The sequence below is a fragment of the Staphylococcus sp. GDX8P80P genome (genome assembly GCF_017893095.1).
Taxonomy (GTDB): domain Bacteria; phylum Bacillota; class Bacilli; order Staphylococcales; family Staphylococcaceae; genus Staphylococcus; species Staphylococcus borealis.
Genome location: NZ_JAESMI010000090.1, coordinates 19,992 through 37,451, shown reverse-complemented (window position 1 = coordinate 37,451; position 17,460 = coordinate 19,992). Strand labels below are relative to the sequence as shown.

At 33.6% G+C, this 17,460-nt stretch carries 9 protein-coding genes; 2 read left to right on the top strand and 7 right to left on the bottom strand.

What is annotated here, in order from left to right; all coding sequences use genetic code 11:
* Positions 1-157: 157 nt before the first annotated feature.
* From clpB to KA858_RS08750, 3 genes are all read right to left on the bottom strand, one after another.
* Entirely contained in the window at positions 158-2,767 is a 2,610-nt protein-coding gene (gene clpB / locus KA858_RS08760) for an ATP-dependent chaperone ClpB (RefSeq protein ID WP_210135468.1), read from the bottom strand.
* 402 nt (positions 2,768-3,169) lie between these two features.
* Positions 3,170-4,996 (bottom strand): acyltransferase family protein, encoded by a 1,827-nt coding sequence (locus KA858_RS08755; RefSeq protein ID WP_210135467.1) that lies wholly within the window; start codon positions 4,994-4,996, stop codon positions 3,170-3,172.
* A 462-nt stretch (positions 4,997-5,458) separates the two neighbouring features.
* On the bottom strand, positions 5,459-5,767 hold the full coding sequence (locus KA858_RS08750; RefSeq protein WP_011276244.1) for a metal-sulfur cluster assembly factor: 309 nt from the start codon (positions 5,765-5,767) through the stop codon (positions 5,459-5,461).
* 201 nt (positions 5,768-5,968) lie between these two features.
* On the opposite strand from KA858_RS08750, the gene KA858_RS08745 reads away from it, so the two are divergent.
* Both KA858_RS08745 and KA858_RS08740 read left to right on the top strand, forming a co-directional pair.
* Positions 5,969-6,793 carry a Cof-type HAD-IIB family hydrolase gene (locus KA858_RS08745; protein WP_210135466.1) on the top strand — a complete coding sequence of 275 codons (825 nt, stop codon included), beginning with the start codon at positions 5,969-5,971 and terminating at the stop codon, positions 6,791-6,793.
* Between the two features lie 80 nt (positions 6,794-6,873).
* On the top strand, positions 6,874-8,196 hold the full coding sequence (locus tag KA858_RS08740; protein ID WP_210135465.1) for a CoA-disulfide reductase: 1,323 nt from the start codon (positions 6,874-6,876) through the stop codon (positions 8,194-8,196).
* 300 nt (positions 8,197-8,496) lie between these two features.
* On the opposite strand, the gene KA858_RS08735 is transcribed toward KA858_RS08740, so the two are convergent.
* From KA858_RS08735 to addB, 4 genes are all read right to left on the bottom strand, one after another.
* On the bottom strand, positions 8,497-8,898 hold the full coding sequence (locus KA858_RS08735) for a YisL family protein (RefSeq protein ID WP_037538693.1): 402 nt from the start codon (positions 8,896-8,898) through the stop codon (positions 8,497-8,499).
* 235 nt (positions 8,899-9,133) lie between these two features.
* A complete protein-coding gene (locus KA858_RS08730; RefSeq protein WP_053029751.1) occupies positions 9,134-10,039 on the bottom strand; it encodes a fumarylacetoacetate hydrolase family protein in 906 nt (301 codons plus the stop codon).
* A gap of 109 nt (positions 10,040-10,148) precedes the next feature.
* The gene (gene addA, locus KA858_RS08725) at positions 10,149-13,841 is read right to left on the bottom strand and encodes a helicase-exonuclease AddAB subunit AddA (RefSeq protein ID WP_210135464.1); all 3,693 of its coding nucleotides are present in this window, start codon (positions 13,839-13,841) and stop codon (positions 10,149-10,151) included.
* Positions 13,834-17,322: a helicase-exonuclease AddAB subunit AddB gene (addB, locus tag KA858_RS08720; RefSeq protein ID WP_210135463.1), complete on the bottom strand. Its 3,489-nt coding sequence runs from the start codon at positions 17,320-17,322 to the stop codon at positions 13,834-13,836. Before addB ends, addA begins: the two co-directional genes overlap by 8 nt.
* Between the last annotated feature and the right edge of the window lie 138 nt (positions 17,323-17,460).

Below are 17,460 nucleotides of genomic sequence, written 5' to 3'. Positions count from 1 at the left end.
AAGGCTTCTAAAGTGATGAATTGCTTATCCTTACTAACCATTGGCTTAAGCCATGCCTAGGGCAAGCGAACCCAACACTATGCAGAAGTACACTGAATTCCCATAAAAAAACCTAAAAAGTGCGCATCACACTCTCTAGGTTACCCCTAATCATTCATTATTCATTTTCAGGTTTTTGTACATCGAAAGTTAATTCTTGATTATCATCTAAATCAACATTCACAACAGTACCCTCTGGCATACTTTCTTTAATCATCATACGTGCTAATGGTGTTTCAATTTGACGTTGTACAAAACGTTTCAATGGTCTTGCACCAAATTGTGGTTCGTAAGCTTCTTCACCTAACCATTTTTTCGCGTCATCAGATACTTCAATAGAAAGTCGTTGATCCATTAAACGAATATTTAATTGCGTTAAAATTTTATCAACAATCATACTCATGTCGTTAACAGATAATGGTTTGAATAATACAATATCATCCATACGGTTTAAGATTTCAGGTTTAAAGAAAGCATGTAAACTATCCATTACAGCTTTTTCAGTGTCTTCAGTAATTTCACCTGTATCTTTGACATTCTCAAGTAATACTTGAGAACCGATGTTACTAGTCATAATGATAATTGTGTTTTTAAAGTCAACACTACGTCCCTTAGAGTCAGTTAAACGACCTTCGTCTAGGATTTGAAGTAACACGTTGAATACATCACTATGTGCTTTTTCAACTTCATCAAGCAAGATTACTGAGTATGGGTTACGTCTAACCGCTTCAGTTAATTGACCACCTTCATCATGACCTACATAGCCTGGAGGGGCACCAATTAATCTAGAAACAGAGTGTTTCTCCATATACTCACTCATATCAATTCGAATCATATGTTTTTCAGAATCGAATAATGATGCAGCTAATGATTTAGCCAATTCAGTTTTACCTACACCAGTTGGTCCTAAGAATAAGAAACTACCAATTGGTCTATTAGGATCTTTAATACCCGCACGTGCTCTTACAACAGCATCAGATACCAAGTCTACCGCTTTATCTTGACCTACCACACGTTCGTGTAAGATATCACTTAAACTTAATAATTTTTCTCTTTCTGTTTCAACTAATTTAGAAACTGGAATACCAGTCCATTGACTCACAATGTCGCCAATTTCTTCGTCAGAAACGACTTCACGAATCATGCGTTCACTGTCACCTTGTTCATCTTGGTATGCTTCTTCAAATGCTTTTAACTCTTTTTCTAATTGAGGAATTGTACCATATTGTAATTCAGCTGCTTTTTCAAGGTCGCCTTTAGTTTGTGCATCTTCTAAAGCTTGACGACTACGGTCTAATTCAGCACGTTTTTCTTGTACTTTTGCGATTTTTTCTTTTTCTTGTTCAACACGAGATTGTAATGATGCTTGTTTTTCTTTTTCATTTGAAAGTTCTTCTTGTAGTTCTTCTAAGCGATGTTTACTAGCATTATCAGATTCATTTTTTAATGCACTTTCTTCAATTTCTAATTGCATGACACGACGGTTCACTTGATCTAATTCAGTTGGGTTTGAGCCCATTTCAGTACGAATTGTGGCACAAGCTTGGTCGACTAAGTCGATGGCTTTGTCAGGTAAGAATCTATCAGTAATGTAGCGATCTGATAATTCAGCTGCTGCTACTAAAGCACGGTCTTGAATGCGTACACCGTGATATACTTCGTAACGTTCTTTCAAGCCACGTAAGATTGAAATTGTGTCTTCTACGTCTGGTTCACTTACGCCTACTTTTTGGAAACGACGTTCTAATGCAGAGTCTTTTTCAATATACTCTCTGTATTCATTTAAAGTAGTAGCACCGATACAATGTAATTCACCACGTGCTAACATCGGTTTCAACATATTGCCGGCATCCATTGTGCCGTCTGTTTTACCTGCGCCTACTAACATGTGAATTTCGTCAATGAATAAGATGATTCGTCCATCAGATTCTTTTACTTCTTTAAGCACTGCTTTAAGACGTTCTTCGAATTCACCTCTGAATTTCGCACCCGCAACTAAGGCACTTAAGTCTAATTCGAAAATTGTTTTATCTAATAATGATTCAGGCACGTCTTTACGTACAATACGTTGTGCCAAGCCTTCAACAATCGCTGTTTTACCTACACCTGGTTCACCAATTAAGACTGGGTTATTTTTCGTTTTACGACTTAAAATTCGAATGGTATTACGAATTTCTTCATCTCTACCAATGACAGGGTCCATTTTACCTTGGCGTACCTCTTCAACTAAGTCACGACCATATTTCTCTAAAGCTTCATAATTTACTTCTGGATTTTGTGAAGTCACATGATTTCCCCCTCTAACTTTAGTAATAATTTCCTTTACAACTTCTTCTTTATTTCCAACAATCTGTTTTGTTGTGTCATCGATATCCATCGCAGCACGCAGGACGTGTTCCATTGAGATATAGTCATCTTCGTATTCTTTCATATATGATTCAGCTTTATTTAATAATTCATTCGCTTTTGAACCAATATATTGTCCGTATTGAATATTATCTCCTTGTACTGAGGGATAATTTTTTAATTTTTCGTTATATGCTTGATTTAATTTATCTGTATCGATATTTGCGCGTTCTAATATACTTTTAAATAAACTATCAGTTTCTTCTAAAGTTCCTTTTAAAATTGCTTCGATTTCAATGTTTTGTAATTCGTTTTCTTTACTCAATTCAATGGCTTTTTGTAATGCACCTTGAATTGCATAAGTCATTTGATTAATATCCAAATTTTTCACCCCTATTGATTTGATAAGAGCAAGGCCAAGTACTTCTTTGTTTTTGACTTTGACTTTCTTTGACCTTAATTACATTATAGACCGTCTTAAATGATTAATCAACAGTTATACTCAACTTTTTTATTTTTCTGAAATAGCTTGTACACGCATATTTGACGCGCTTAATATAGTGCTTTTATGCTATGTTTTATCACAGTTCATTCTGGTATAAACATCAAATTATCGTCAAATTAAATAAGAGACCGAAACGGAATTCTTATCGAATTCATCGTCTCAGTCTCACACAGATGACTAGTATTGAGTTAATTAAAAGTGCATTCTCAATTTAGTCAGTTAGAGCGCATGTGCTACATAGCTCAACTGTTTATTTTTGATTCAAACGCTTAGCATGTCTTATTTATTATTCGAATTTTTCTTCATCGCTTTAATTATTTCATCAGATAATGCTTTTACACCACTATTTTCAAGATGAACGCCATCTGGTGCGAAGTATTCAGGATGTCCTGCAGAGCGTTGGTACCAATCTACTAAGGTTACATTTTTATGCTTTTTAGCAGCATTAGCAAGCTGTTTATTAACGTTATCTTGCCAATCACGAGGTACGCGCGTATTTACTAAATAAATTTGTGCTTTACCAAACTTACTGATTAATTGATTTAATTCTTCCTCTGTAAAATCACCGTTAGTACCTAGTTCTAAAACAACTTTATCTGAAGGTTTATTATAGTTAGAATAATTGCCTGCAATTGAGAGCGCCTCTTGTAAATGACGACCTACTTTACCATCAATAGTTGCTTTAGGCACTTGAGATTTAAATGTCTCACCAATATCTACCATTACAGAGTCTCCAATGAGTAATGGACTTATATCGGTATACACCTGTTTTTTACTTTTACTATTACTATTTGAACCATCGATTTTTATATTTTCACCAGGCATCATTCTGATTAAATATTTATCTTGCTCATTCGTATTAAATGAATTTGCTTTATTTTCAATGTCATCTTTTCCAAAACGGTCAAAGACCCCAATAAATATTAATACTATTGGTATTAACGCTATTATTGATATGATCGTTCTGATGAATTTAGGTCTTTTTAGATGATTGAATGAAAATGCCTTGAAACCTTCACGTCTAAACGGTGTCTCTACATATCGATATGATAATTCAGCAAAAAATACTGTAAGTACGATATCGATAACATACACATACATTGGAAGCTGTCCATCAACAAAGTGTATGTGTATAAAACTTATAACAGGAAAATGCCATAGGTATAAACTGTATGAGCGTTTACCAATATAAACGAATACGCGATTACCTAACGCTTTAGCTAAAATGCTAGATGGATGTACTACACTAGCAATAACGAATAACGTCATACCTGATATAAGATAAAATCCACCATTATAAATCCATGCACTCGTATCTTTTACTGTGAAGAATAAGTATATCAGTATGAGAAGTCCTATTATACCGATTCCATCAATAGAACGTTGCAGCACCTTTGGCGGATGTGCTTTCAATTTAAACGGTGGCCATAAAAATGCTAATATTACACCCAATAATAATGTTTGTAAGCGTGTATCTGTCCCAAAATAAACTCTAGAATATCCAACGTTGGGTTGAGAAATAACGACCATCGCTAATAAAGATGCTAGAGAAATAATCCATAATATCAAAGTGACGTTGCGATATTTTTTAATTGTTAAGAGTAAAATAACTAACACAAACGGGAAGAACAAATAGAACTGTTCTTCAATTGCAAGTGACCATAAGTGTTTTAATGGCATAAATGAAAATTGCTCGAAGTAGTTAACATCTTTGGCAATATACCACCAGTTCGACACATAGAATAATGCGGCTATAATGTCATGTTTAACTCGTACAATTTCCTGTGGTTCAAATATTAATGTAGCAATTTCAACGACGATTAATAACACAACAACTGCTGGAAGTAACCGTTTTACGCGTCGTAACCAGAATTGTTTCAGGTTTATTATGCCCTTTTCTTCGTATTCCTTTAAAAGCAAGCTTGTGATTAAATATCCAGAAATAACGAAGAAGGTATCTACACCTATGAATCCCCCTGTAAGCCATTTCCTGTTTAAATGGTAGATAATAATACCTAAGACAGCAATTGCTCTTAGTCCATCTAAACCAGGCATGTAACGCATTTTAGTCTTACGTTGATTCCCTTTTTCAAAATCTTGTTTCATTGTTCACATTCTTTCCCTATTAAATAATAAATTTTGATAAATTCATTAATTACTAAAGCACTGAAAATCAGGATAAAACGAAAGTCGATGATCAACAACATGAGTGAATATGATTTAGCTTAATATTCTTTAATATTTTAATGTGTATGGTTAAATCGAGTTTTATACTTAGATGTCTGAGCTTGAACTATAATATTATTTTATATAATTTGGCGCATTTATTATAAATTTTCATAAATGCAAGTACAATTTAAATCATTTTATATTGTAATTCTTATGTATTGTAGTATAACGATTAAACAAATTCAATTTATATTACAATTATGTCATTTATTAACATCACTTTGTCACTATACGCACTGAAGATATGACTTTGAATCGATACCATTAAAAAGTTAAGATCATTTAAAATAAAAAACAATAGTACATCATCATCGTGTACTATTGTTTCTAAGCGATTAATTAACCAACGCCTAATGCAATTTTAGCGTATCTTGACATCATGTCTTTATTCCAAGGTGGATTCCAAACAATATTAACTTCTGTATCTTGAATTTCTGGAATTTCAGCTAATACTGTTTTAATTTGTTCGATAATTTGTGGTCCAAGTGGGCAGCCCATTGAAGTTAGTGTCATTTCAACTGTACACAAACCATCATCATCAACATTCACTTTATATACTAAACCTAAATTAACGATATCAATACCTAATTCAGGGTCAATAACCATTTCAAGTGCTCCTAGGATACTGTCTTTTAATGCCTCTTCCATTAGTATCACCTCTCATTATTTATCTTTACACTAATATATCAAATATCCGACAAAACGCCAATAAAATGCTATGATACCACTAAACGATTAAAGACGTTATAATGACACTATAGCGTTGATTTAATGTATCACCTTCACAGACATTTGATATAAAATGATAGTGAACTTTATTCTATTGATATGTAGCTTAAGGAGAAATATATGAAACCTTATTTAATTTGTTTAGATTTAGATGGAACATTATTAAATGATAATAAAGAAATTGGTGAGTATACTAAAAAAGTACTTACAACCTTAAAAAAACAAGGTCATCAAATTATGATTGCAACTGGTCGACCTTATCGTGCAAGCCAAATATATTACCATGAGTTAAATATGGACACACCTATTGTAAACTTCAATGGTGCTTATGTGCATCATCCTAAATCAGATGATTTTAAAACGACCCATGAAGTTTTAGATGTAGACTTAGCTAGAAATATGATTGAATCACTTCAAAAAGCAAAAATTACAAATATTATTGCTGAGGTACGCGATCATGTCTTTATTAATAATCACGATCCTAGATTATTTGAAGGTTTCTCAATGGGTAACCCTAAAATAGAAACAGGTAATTTATTAGAAGAATTAGACGAAGCGCCCACATCTTTACTTGTAGAAGCCGAAGAAATTTACATTCCTAGAATCAAGCAAATGCTTACGCGTTTCTATGCGGAGAATATTGAACACAGACGTTGGGGTGCACCGTTCCCAGTCATTGAAATTGTTAAACGTGGTATAAGCAAGGCACGTGGTATTGATCAAGTCAAAGATTATCTAGGAATCGAATCTTCTCACATTATCACTTTCGGAGACGAGGATAATGATATCGAAATGATCAAATATGCTAAATATGGCATTGCAATGGACAATGGCCTTGATGAATTAAAACATATTGCTAACCATATTACTTATTCAAACAATGATGACGGTATCGGTCGTTATTTAAATGATTTCTTTAAATTAAATATACCTTACAAAGGTTAACAATCAATTCATAAAGTGAGACAAATGTATATTTTTCTAATGTCTCACTTTTTTACTATATGTTTATGGAGGAATATACGATGCGAAAGATTATTGTAGTCGGAGCTGTTGCCGGTGGTGCAACTTGCGCTAGTCAAATCCGTCGTTTAGATAAAGACAGTCAAATTACCATTTTCGAAAAAGACCGAGACATGAGTTTCGCTAATTGTGGCCTGCCTTACTATCTCGGCAATGTTGTAAATAAGCGAAAAGATGTATTACCGATTACGCCAGATATGTTTAAAGAGAAGAAAAATATTACAGTAAAAACGTATCACGAAGTGATTGCTATTAATGATAAAGCTCAAACCGTCACAGTGTTAAATCGTGAAACTAAAGAAACATTTGAAACTAGTTATGACAAACTCATTCTAAGTCCAGGTGCAGGTGCTAATTCATTAGGCTTTGATAATGATTTCATTTTCACTTTACGCAATATGGAAGATACTGATGCAATTGATCAATTTATTGAGCAACATCAAGTTAAGAAAGCATTGGTCGTTGGTGCAGGCTATATTTCATTAGAAGTCTTAGAGAACTTATATACTAGAGGTTTAGAGGTTACATTAATTCACCGTTCTGAAAAAGTAAACAAGTTAATGGACCAAGATATGAATCAAGTTATCTTCGACGAGCTTGATTCACGTCATATACCTTATCGTTTAAATGAAGAAATCATCAGCATTCATGACCATCAAGTAACGTTTAAATCAGGTGTCAAAGAAGACTATGATTTAATTATTGAAGGTGTAGGTACACACCCAAATTCAAGCTTCATCGAGTCATCAAACATAGCATTAAATGACAAAGGGTTTATTCCAGTTAATGAGAAATTTGAGACGAATATCCCTAATATTTATGCATTGGGCGACGTCATCACTTCTTTCTATCGCCATGTCAACCTACCTGCACAAGTTCCTTTAGCATGGGGTGCACATCGTGGCGCCAGTATCATTGCTGAACAACTTGCTGGTAACGATCATATTACTTTCAAAGGATTTCTAGGTACTAATATCGTTAAATTTTTCGACTATACATTAGCAAGTGTGGGCGTTAAAGTTGAAGAATTATCTCAGTTTGATACTCAAATGGTTGAAATTACTTCTGGGACACACGCTGGTTATTACCCTGGAAATACAGATATCCACTTGCGTGTTTATTTTGACGCTGAGCGTCGTCAACTATTGCGTGCTGCCGCAATTGGAAAAGAAGGCGTAGATAAACGCATTGATGTCATTTCAATGGCAATGATGAGTGGCATTACTGTTGATGAATTAACTGAATTTGAAGTAGCCTATGCGCCACCCTATAGTCATCCTAAAGATTTGATTAATATGATTGGCTATAAAGCCCGGGATTTATAAAATAAGGGAGCGGGACAGAATTCTTTTGAATTCGTCGTCTACTCCCAGCTTGCTTTGCTTGTAGAATTTCTTAGTGAAATTCTCTTTGCTGGGGCCCCGACTCCCACCTTGCTTTGCTTGTAGAATTTCTTAGTGAAATTCTCTTTGCTGGGGCCCCGCCCACAAGCATGACTAAAACTAAGAAGGCGCTTAGTTTAAGCGCCTTCTCAGTTCAGTCAGCTACTGCGAATTTGCAAAATAGCTTCATTATATTATTAATGTCCCAGCCTCATACCTCTTTCATGAATCACTTATCTTATTTTAACTAATTCCAAAAAGACTACTGATTGGACCCCATGGTAGGATAATACCTAATGCCATAGTAATAATGATTAAAATAATTGTTGCCCAGAATAAACCGTGGCTTGCTTCGTGTTTCTTACGTTTCGCAATAGATACTTCCATTAATGCAACTACTGCGATACCACAAAGCATCTTCAATGTTAACAACATATGGTTACCGCCACCGCCATGACTAGCAGCCATAAATTCTTGAATTAACAACCAAAATCCTGAGAACAATGTAAGTAACATAAAGACTCTCAAGGCCATTTGTAAAGGTTTAAACATAGGTGTAGGACCCTGTGATTTTGAAATATGTAAAAATGCAATTACATATAAAATAATTGTCAATGCCCAACTTGCAATATGCATATGTAACAAGACTAAATTCCCCCCCAATACTATTGATTACTTTTTTACTTAATCATCATATCATATCTATATCCAAACGTATTGTTAAACGATAAAAGGAGTGGTGCATCGAGCGCATTATGCGTTCAATTTACCACTCCTATATAAATATATGGAATCAAGAAAGACGTATTGTGTACGTCATCGCAATTGAGTCAGTTACTGATTATGAGCTAGTAATGACGATTTATATGTTGAATAGCCATTAATCTTTTGCGATATAAGTAGTTAACGTACCAATATTATCAATCGTAACTTTAACTTCATCACCTGGTTGTAAGAATTGAGGTGGTTGTAATCCTGCACCCACACCAGCTGGTGTACCAGTAGCAATGATATCTCCTGGATGCAATGCTACATATTTAGAAATCTCTTCAATTAAGTCATCAATTTTATTAATCATTTGACTTGTATTACCATCTTGACGAATTTCATTGTTAACTTTAGTTACAATATTAACATTTTCTGGTGTTGGTAACTCATCTTTAGTTACAATGTAAGGTCCCATTGGGCAACCACCAGTTAAACTTTTAGATAAAAATGCCTGATCTTGCTCATTTTGTGCTTTACGGTCAGTGATATCATTAATAATTGTGTAACCATAAATATAGTCCAATGCTAACGCTTTTGGAATTTTTTCTCCAGATTTACCGATGACGATACCTAATTCGCCTTCATAATCTAATTGATCAGTGATATCTTTATGATTTGGAATTGTTGATTCATCACCAGTTAATGATGATGCTGCTTTAGTAAATACGTATAAACGTTGTACCTCATGATTTAATTCACTTGCGTGATCTTGGTAATTACGACCGAATGCGATAACATTATTTGGTGGTGTAACCGGTGGCAAGAATTCAATATCATTGAAAGCGATTTTGAATTCTTCTGCTTTACCACTATCTTCAGCTGCGACAACTGCTTTACGTACTTGTTCTTGGAAATCAAGTGTTTGGTTTTGTTGTAAACCTTCTAATAGTGTTTTAGGGTGGAAGTCACCTTCGCCAAATTGTGCAAACACTTTTTTTAGATCCCAAACTGCGTCTTCACGCTTAACTTTTACGCCGTAAGATTCAGCGTCATTATAATTGAATGATAGAAATTTCATTCAGTATCAACTCCTCATCTATATCTTAATACATATTATAACTTTAATCTTCGCTAAACCACAAATATATATATCTGAAATTTTAGAAATTTAGTGAATTGCATGATATTTAATTAGAAGATAGTTTGTCACCGTCGTCAATACTCATTTGACCAAATTGGAAGAAATACAGATAACCATACACTTTAGAATTCAAAATCGTTTCTAAGGTATTTTGATAATACTTCATTTGAATTTTATATTTATCTCGAAGTTGATTACCTATTTCTTCATCCGTCATACCCCTACGTTTATTAAAGGCATCCGTCTTATAATCTACAAAGTAATATTGCCCGTCTTTTAAGAAAATTAAATCAATCATTCCTTGAATTATTGATACATCTTCATCCTCTTCAGGCATTTCGTCAACACGCGCTTGATTTACAACAAACGGTAACTCTCTATATACTTCATCAGCTTGTGTAATCGTCATATACAAGTCACTTCTGATAAAATTCATAACTACTTCAAATTGAATATCTTTCTTAGCGTCCGCTTCAATGATATGCTTTGCGATTAACTCATCAATATAATCATTTAATTCTGTTTCAGTCATTCGTGTTTCTTTAAATGGTAAATGTTGCATAACTGTATGCATTAAGGTACCAATTTCATTAGCTTTTCGATTACGATTAGCGCTTAGGAATTTCGGTCTTTCATACGTTGAAACACCTATACGATATTGTCTGACTCTTTCATAACTTGTGCCACTTTCTTCTGTTTCTAATTGTCGCTTTAATTCAGAAACGGATTGTTTTGATGGCTTCTCCGTATCCTTTAAGTAAGGATATTCAAAAGAGAGTTGTTCATTAATTTGTTGTTTCAAAGCATCATCATGAGAGCCTTCTACCTCTAAATCCGAAACCCTACGACGTTCCTGCTCGGACTCACTATTTTCAATCGAAAGTGCTTCAAAATGTACGACCTTAATTTCCACAGAAGGACGTAAACTTTCATCTAATTGATCAATTGATTTTTCAAATTGATATTCCGGTAATAGAGATGAAGATTGATACTTAGCTAAAATACTATAAATTAAATCAAAAGGTCGGTCAGCGGATAATCGCTTGTGTAATGCAATACGATTATTTGCAATAGGCAGTCGTTCAAATTTTTCTAAGACTTCTTCCTTATCAATTGTCCCAATAAGAATGAGTTGTTCTTTAGCACGGGTCATAGCCACATAAATCAAGCGCATTTCTTCTGAGATTAATTCTTTTTCAGTTATTGATTTAATGACTACTGATGATAGAGAAGGATACGTCACATTTTGTTCCAAGTCATAATAATCAATACCCAGACCATATTCTTGGTTTAAAATTAGTGGTTTGCGTAAATCACCTTTATTGAAATTTTTAGAGAGTCCAGAGTAAATCACATATGGAAACTCTAAACCTTTACTACTATGAACTGTCATCATTCGCACCACATTATCATTAGGTCCTATAACGTTCTCTTCACCAAAGTCTTTATTGCGCTCGATTAATTCATCAATAAACCTTATGAATTGATATAATCCTCTAAAGCTTGAATTCTCAAATTCCACTGCTTTGTTGAACAATCCATAAAGATTTGCACGTCTACCTTTACCACCTATTAAGCCACTAAAATATTGAATAACATAGTGGTCATTATAAAATTTGTCTATGAGTTGGTAGACTGGGTGCGACTGACTATAGGCTTGATACATTGTTAAATCATCGATAAAACGTTGTAACTTTTTAACTAATGCTAGTCGCGCTTCCTCATCTTTAATATAGTGCATGATAGATTGATAGAAATAATCATCATTCATACTGAGCACACGTATATGGGCTAATTCATCTTCTGTGAATTGATAGATTACCGATCTCATCAATCCAACTAGATAAATATCTTGCAATGGATTATCGACAGTTCTTAAAAAAGATAAAACTAATCGCACTTCAGTTTGTTCAAAGTATCCTTCCTTACTATTTACATGAAACGGAATATTATTGTCTTTAAATACCTGTTGTAAATTACGGGCATTTTTCAAACCTCTCTCAAGTATGACGATATCTTTGAAAGTCACCTGTCTATATGTTTCCGTCTTCATGTCATATACCTGTTTATTTTCAACGATATCTTTAACTTGTTCAACGATATAACGGGCTTCTTGTTCTAATTTTTCTAAATCCGTATCACTGCTTTTATCTTGAACTAATGCGTGTAATTCAAGTGGCATAGATTTATCGGAATATTTAGTAGCACCAAAATAAAGTCGTGCATCAGCATCATAATTAATTTCACCAACTTCTTCATCCATCATATGATCAAATAAATAGTTGGTCGTGGCGAGCACTTCTTTACGCGAACGGAAATTTTTAGATAAATCAATTCGCATACCAGTTCCAACACCATTCTTTGTAAAACGATGATATTTATTTAAAAATAGCGTTGGGTCAGCTTGTCTAAATTTATAAATAGATTGTTTAACATCGCCTACCATAAATAAATTACCATTAGACTCATCGCCACGTTTAATTTTAGATATAATAGCTTCTTGTACTTGGTTTGTATCTTGATATTCATCTACTAATATTTCTGAAAACTGGGCACGATATTCTTTAGCGATGGGTGAAGCATTTCCTTCTTGATCTGTTAATATTTGTAATGCAAAGTGTTCATAATCAGAAAAATCTAGAACGTTACGACTACGTTTCTTATCAGCAAAATCATTAATAATATCTTTAACAATTCGAACAAGATACTGTATTCTTGGTGCTAAACGCTTCATATCTACCTTTAATTCTTCAAAAGAACGCATTAAATACTTATTTTTCACATTTACTAATAGCTTTTTATAGTCATCATAAAAGTCTTTCGCATTTGTTAAAAATTGAGAACTTATACCTGCGTCTTCATTCGTGCCTTTTAATTTTTTAGTAATTGTAGGCAATTTTTCAGAAGTGTAATTAATAATTTCTTCATAATTTATTACATTACCCTCTAGCATTTTTTCACATTTGTATTTTTCTAATTTAATAACATCTAAATGTTTTTCTGCTTCTATACAATTTAAAAAGTTATTTTCCGCTTCTAATAAGGTACGGTATGCTGCTTTGATATAAATTTTTGCTAGTTTTTCTAATTCTTTCAAATATGCTTCATGTTTATCTTCATTGTCATAGATATCAACTAATGAATCTAGCCACTCAAATGGTGATGGATTAGCTATACTAAAGTTGTAGAAACGTTTTAATAAATCTCTAAAACCATCATCATTTCGGTCATTCGATAATTGTTCCACAAGCGTAAGAAACTCAACATCTGGTGTTTCATAATGTTTTTCTAGTACCTCATCAATAGCTTGTTCAAGCAAAAGTACATTTTCCACATCACTTATAGTACGGAAATTGGGATCTAAATCAATGACATCATAGTGTTGTTGGATAATCTTTAGACAGAAACTATGTAGTGTTGAAATTTGTGCTTGATGAATTTTAATACGTTGATTCTTTAAATGTTCATTGCTTGGGTCTTCAATTGAAGCTTGTTGAATACGTTGATCTACACGATGTTTCATTTCTCTAGCACTTAAATTTGTAAATGTTACAACAAGTAACTTATCAACATCTATTTCGTCTCTAATTATTTTTTGGATAATCCTTTCTACTAAAACGGCAGTTTTGCCGGAACCAGCAGCAGCGGCTACTAATATATCCTGCCCATTAGCATATATACTTTTCCATTGCGCATCTGTCCATTGCGCATCTTTAGGTTTAATCGGAATATCATTCATTATTATCACCACTTTCTAACTCGACATCTTGTACTGCTTTAATAGGGTCTATCGTTTCATCTACATGACGATAATGTTTACTATCTATCATCGTATCCACGTGACAAACAGATTTAAAATTACAAAACTGGCATGGGAGTTGGTCATCAAATTTAAGTGGTGCAACTTCAGTGTGCCCTTTCATAATGTTTGTGGCAGTATTTATAAAGTTGTCTTTATTGTGCTTAATAAATTTATGAATCGTTGTTTCATCAGCCACACTACTTCCCCTACTACCAATACTTCCATCTTTCTTCAAACTAACTGGAACAATATCAGATTTGCCAATGTTTTCTAATCGAATATCTAATGCATCTACGACATCCATATCACTATTAACTAAGCCACGTAATTTATATTCTTTCAAAAATGCTTGTTCCAGTTTATCTTCTGTTAAAGCATCATCTTGCAATTCGCCCCAATCTTTAAAGTTAAGACGTTCATCGTGGACATGGAAATACAAAAGCCCACCTGGTTTAATTTCATTTGACAAGCCCAGTCTTTGGGCATTTTGCAATGCAATATCCATATAAGTCATCATTTGCATTTGTTTGCCATAATAAACCTTTTTCAAATCTAATGTCGCACTCGGATTAGATGATTTATAATCAATAATATTTATATAACTCGTATCATTCTTAGTATAAGCATCTATACGATCAATTTGTCCGCGTATATTAACTGGAATACCTTGTTCTGTAATTAATGGTTGTGCAATAAGTTCTTCACTGTTCTTAGGTGATTTTCTAAATCCTGCTTCGAATCGTTGCGGTTTAAACTTTGTATTTTTATTTTGGTAGCGTAAAGCTTTCAGCGTACTTTCAACAATAACACCAATTCGTTTAGACATATATCGGTAGTACGCATTTGAATCCATAAGATTAAACTGAACTTGCGGCAATACATTTTCTAAAGCTTCAACAGTTAATGCACGGATCTTTTTATTATCAAGATTTTTAAAATCGCCATTAATCTTATCAGAAATATACTTTAATGCAGTATGGAAAATATTACCTAAATCGAAATTTTCAAGTTTATATTTCGTGCGCTCATTTAATCTTAGACCATGGTTCGCATAATGTTTAAATGGACAGTCATTATATCCTTCAAATCTAGAAACGCTGGCATTGATTGTTGAACCATATAATGATGCTGCCAATGGTTCATCTAATTGCACCGTTTCATTGTCATATGTCAACGCTGTTAATAAGTAACTTAAACCACCGTTCAATTTGTCATTATCTCGCATAACTTGATACGCATCTACCCATATATCTGCAACCATCTCTGCTTCCAACCAACGCTTTAACGATTCAAATAGCGCTACCTTAGTTTGATGCGGATGTTCCATTAAAGAAATAGGTTGAGCATTATGTTTATAGTGAATATTCGTTACTTCTAAACCATTAAACAATGCTTGTATTTGGTCAAGAAACGGACTCTTCTCTTTATCCTCACCTTGAGCCCCCATTAAGCTATATGAAAATGTAACTTGGTCACTGCCTCGTGTCATCGCAATATAGCAAACAAACGCTTCATCCATTTGTAAGATATCTGAGGTTGGACTCAATTCAACTTGTGTCTGTTGCTCAAACATTTTCTTTTCTTCATCAGTTATTAAACTAGAAGACGAAACAGGTTGTGGCATTGCGCCATCATTCATTCCAACCATATAAATATGCTTTTTATTGTCTACCTTAGCCAGATCCATTGTCCCTATACTAACTTGGTCGAGTGTTTGCGGAATCATAACAAACTCTAATTGTTCCAAACCAATATCAAAAACTTCTAAAAAGCGTTTAAGTGTCATATCTTCATTATCAAATACAGTGACTAAATCATCTAATATTTGGATAAGGCCATTCCAAATTTGATCAATTTCTTCTGCTTCTTCATGATGACCCTCGACATCAAGTTGATCCCGATGTGTCATTAAATATTTTGGTAAATCAAATGACTCCATAGTTTCATAAAATGCTGTCGCAAACCCTCTTACATTATCCGCTTCGTTCATTGCCTTTTCGAAAGTTACTATTTTATCGATAATATCATGCTTCAAATTAACGACTTGCTCAAACGTTTCTCGTTCTTCAACAGTCAATTTATGCTCTTTTCGGCCCATTTTAGTAAAATTATCTACACTAAATAATTTATCATCGAGCCAACGTTTGCCATAAACGCCACGTTCAACTACAAAATTCTCTAATAAATCAATTAAATACGCACTATCTTTAAAATGATTAGACAAAATATTGGTTTTAATTAAGCGCATCATCGGACTCATATTCCAGTTCGTTTGAATTACTTCTAAAAGCGAACGCACCATTTCCATGATGGGATGATGTGTCATTGATCTTTTGGTATCGATATTAAATGGAATGTCATATTGTGGAAGCACAGAGTCAAATAAATAGGCATAGCTTTCATCGCGATACAGTATAGCGATATCTTGGTATCGATATTGCTTATCTCGTGTATCTTTTATAATTTGGCGAGCCACTTCATTCACTTCTTCACGTATACTTGATGATTCTAAAATATTAATATTACCTTCATAAGTTACAGGATTAATTTGCAGTGCATCAAATTGTTGTTCCAATTGCATTAAATCTTTGTTGTTAAAACGATGTTGTTGTTTAAATAATTGTTGTTGTAAGTCTATATTTAAATCATTAGCAATTTCCTTTAAGTGGGTTAATACTTCGGATGGTTTTCTAAAGAGACTGAATGGATCTTCATTACCATCTGTTGTCAGAAGGACTGTAACTTTTTTGGCATTTTGTACCAGCACTTTAATTATTTGATATTCCAATGTAGAGAAGTTATGGAACCCGTCTATGTAAATTTCTGACCTTTTAATCCATTCTGATTGATTCAAAATATCAATAAAATGATTTAAGCTATCCTCTGAGGTAATAAACGCTCCATTTATACGTTCCTCAAAAGATTGGTATATGAGGGATATATCTTCTAATTTATGTTTCGTTCTCGTACTTATGTCATTATCTTGCAAAAAGGATTTCAAATGTTCAGGGGTAACAGCATATTTCTTAAAATCTTGAATTTGTTCACTTAACTTCTCACTAAATCCATAGTAATTCGCTTGTGATCGATATAATTTGAGTTCAGATTGATGTTGTTGAACGAGATCATAAATCATCATCTCAGTGGCTGCTTGCGTTAATCGTTCCTCAGTTAATCCCCCTACTTCCTGAAAAACTCTATAACTCAAACGTTCAAAGTGAAGCACTTCAGTTCTTAAACTTCCATTCAATGCCTTGTCATTTACAAAAGCTTGTTCTAATTGAAACGTACTTTGAGTTGGTGCGATTAAAATAATCGGATCACCAAGTGGGTCATCTTTCATTTGTTGCTTTATATTATTAATCATATAATGGGATTTACCTGTCCCGGCTCTACCTATGTATGCGTTCAACTCCATTATTCCCACACTCCTTTGAGTTCATTTTAACATAGAACATACGTTCCTAAAAATGTTTTGTTGCATTAAAATAGTGGACAAAAAAAGACTGGTTGGAACCTCTATAACATTCCATTTCCAGCCTTGATAGGTATATAT

Bases quoted from the DNA above. Each gene is read 5' to 3' on its own strand.
- KA858_RS08755 (WP_210135467.1), bottom strand. From the start codon at position 4,996: ATGAAACAAGATTTTGAAAAAGGGAATCAACGTAAGACTAAAATGCGT.
- KA858_RS08750 (WP_011276244.1), bottom strand. From the start codon at position 5,767: ATGGAAGAGGCATTAAAAGACAGTATCCTAGGAGCACTTGAAATGGTT.
- KA858_RS08745 (WP_210135466.1), top strand. From the start codon at position 5,969: ATGAAACCTTATTTAATTTGTTTAGATTTAGATGGAACATTATTAAAT.
- KA858_RS08740 (WP_210135465.1), top strand. From the start codon at position 6,874: ATGCGAAAGATTATTGTAGTCGGAGCTGTTGCCGGTGGTGCAACTTGC.
- KA858_RS08730 (WP_053029751.1), bottom strand. From the start codon at position 10,039: ATGAAATTTCTATCATTCAATTATAATGACGCTGAATCTTACGGCGTA.
- addA (WP_210135464.1), bottom strand. From the start codon at position 13,841: ATGAATGATATTCCGATTAAACCTAAAGATGCGCAATGGACAGATGCG.
- addB (WP_210135463.1), bottom strand. From the start codon at position 17,322: ATGGAGTTGAACGCATACATAGGTAGAGCCGGGACAGGTAAATCCCAT.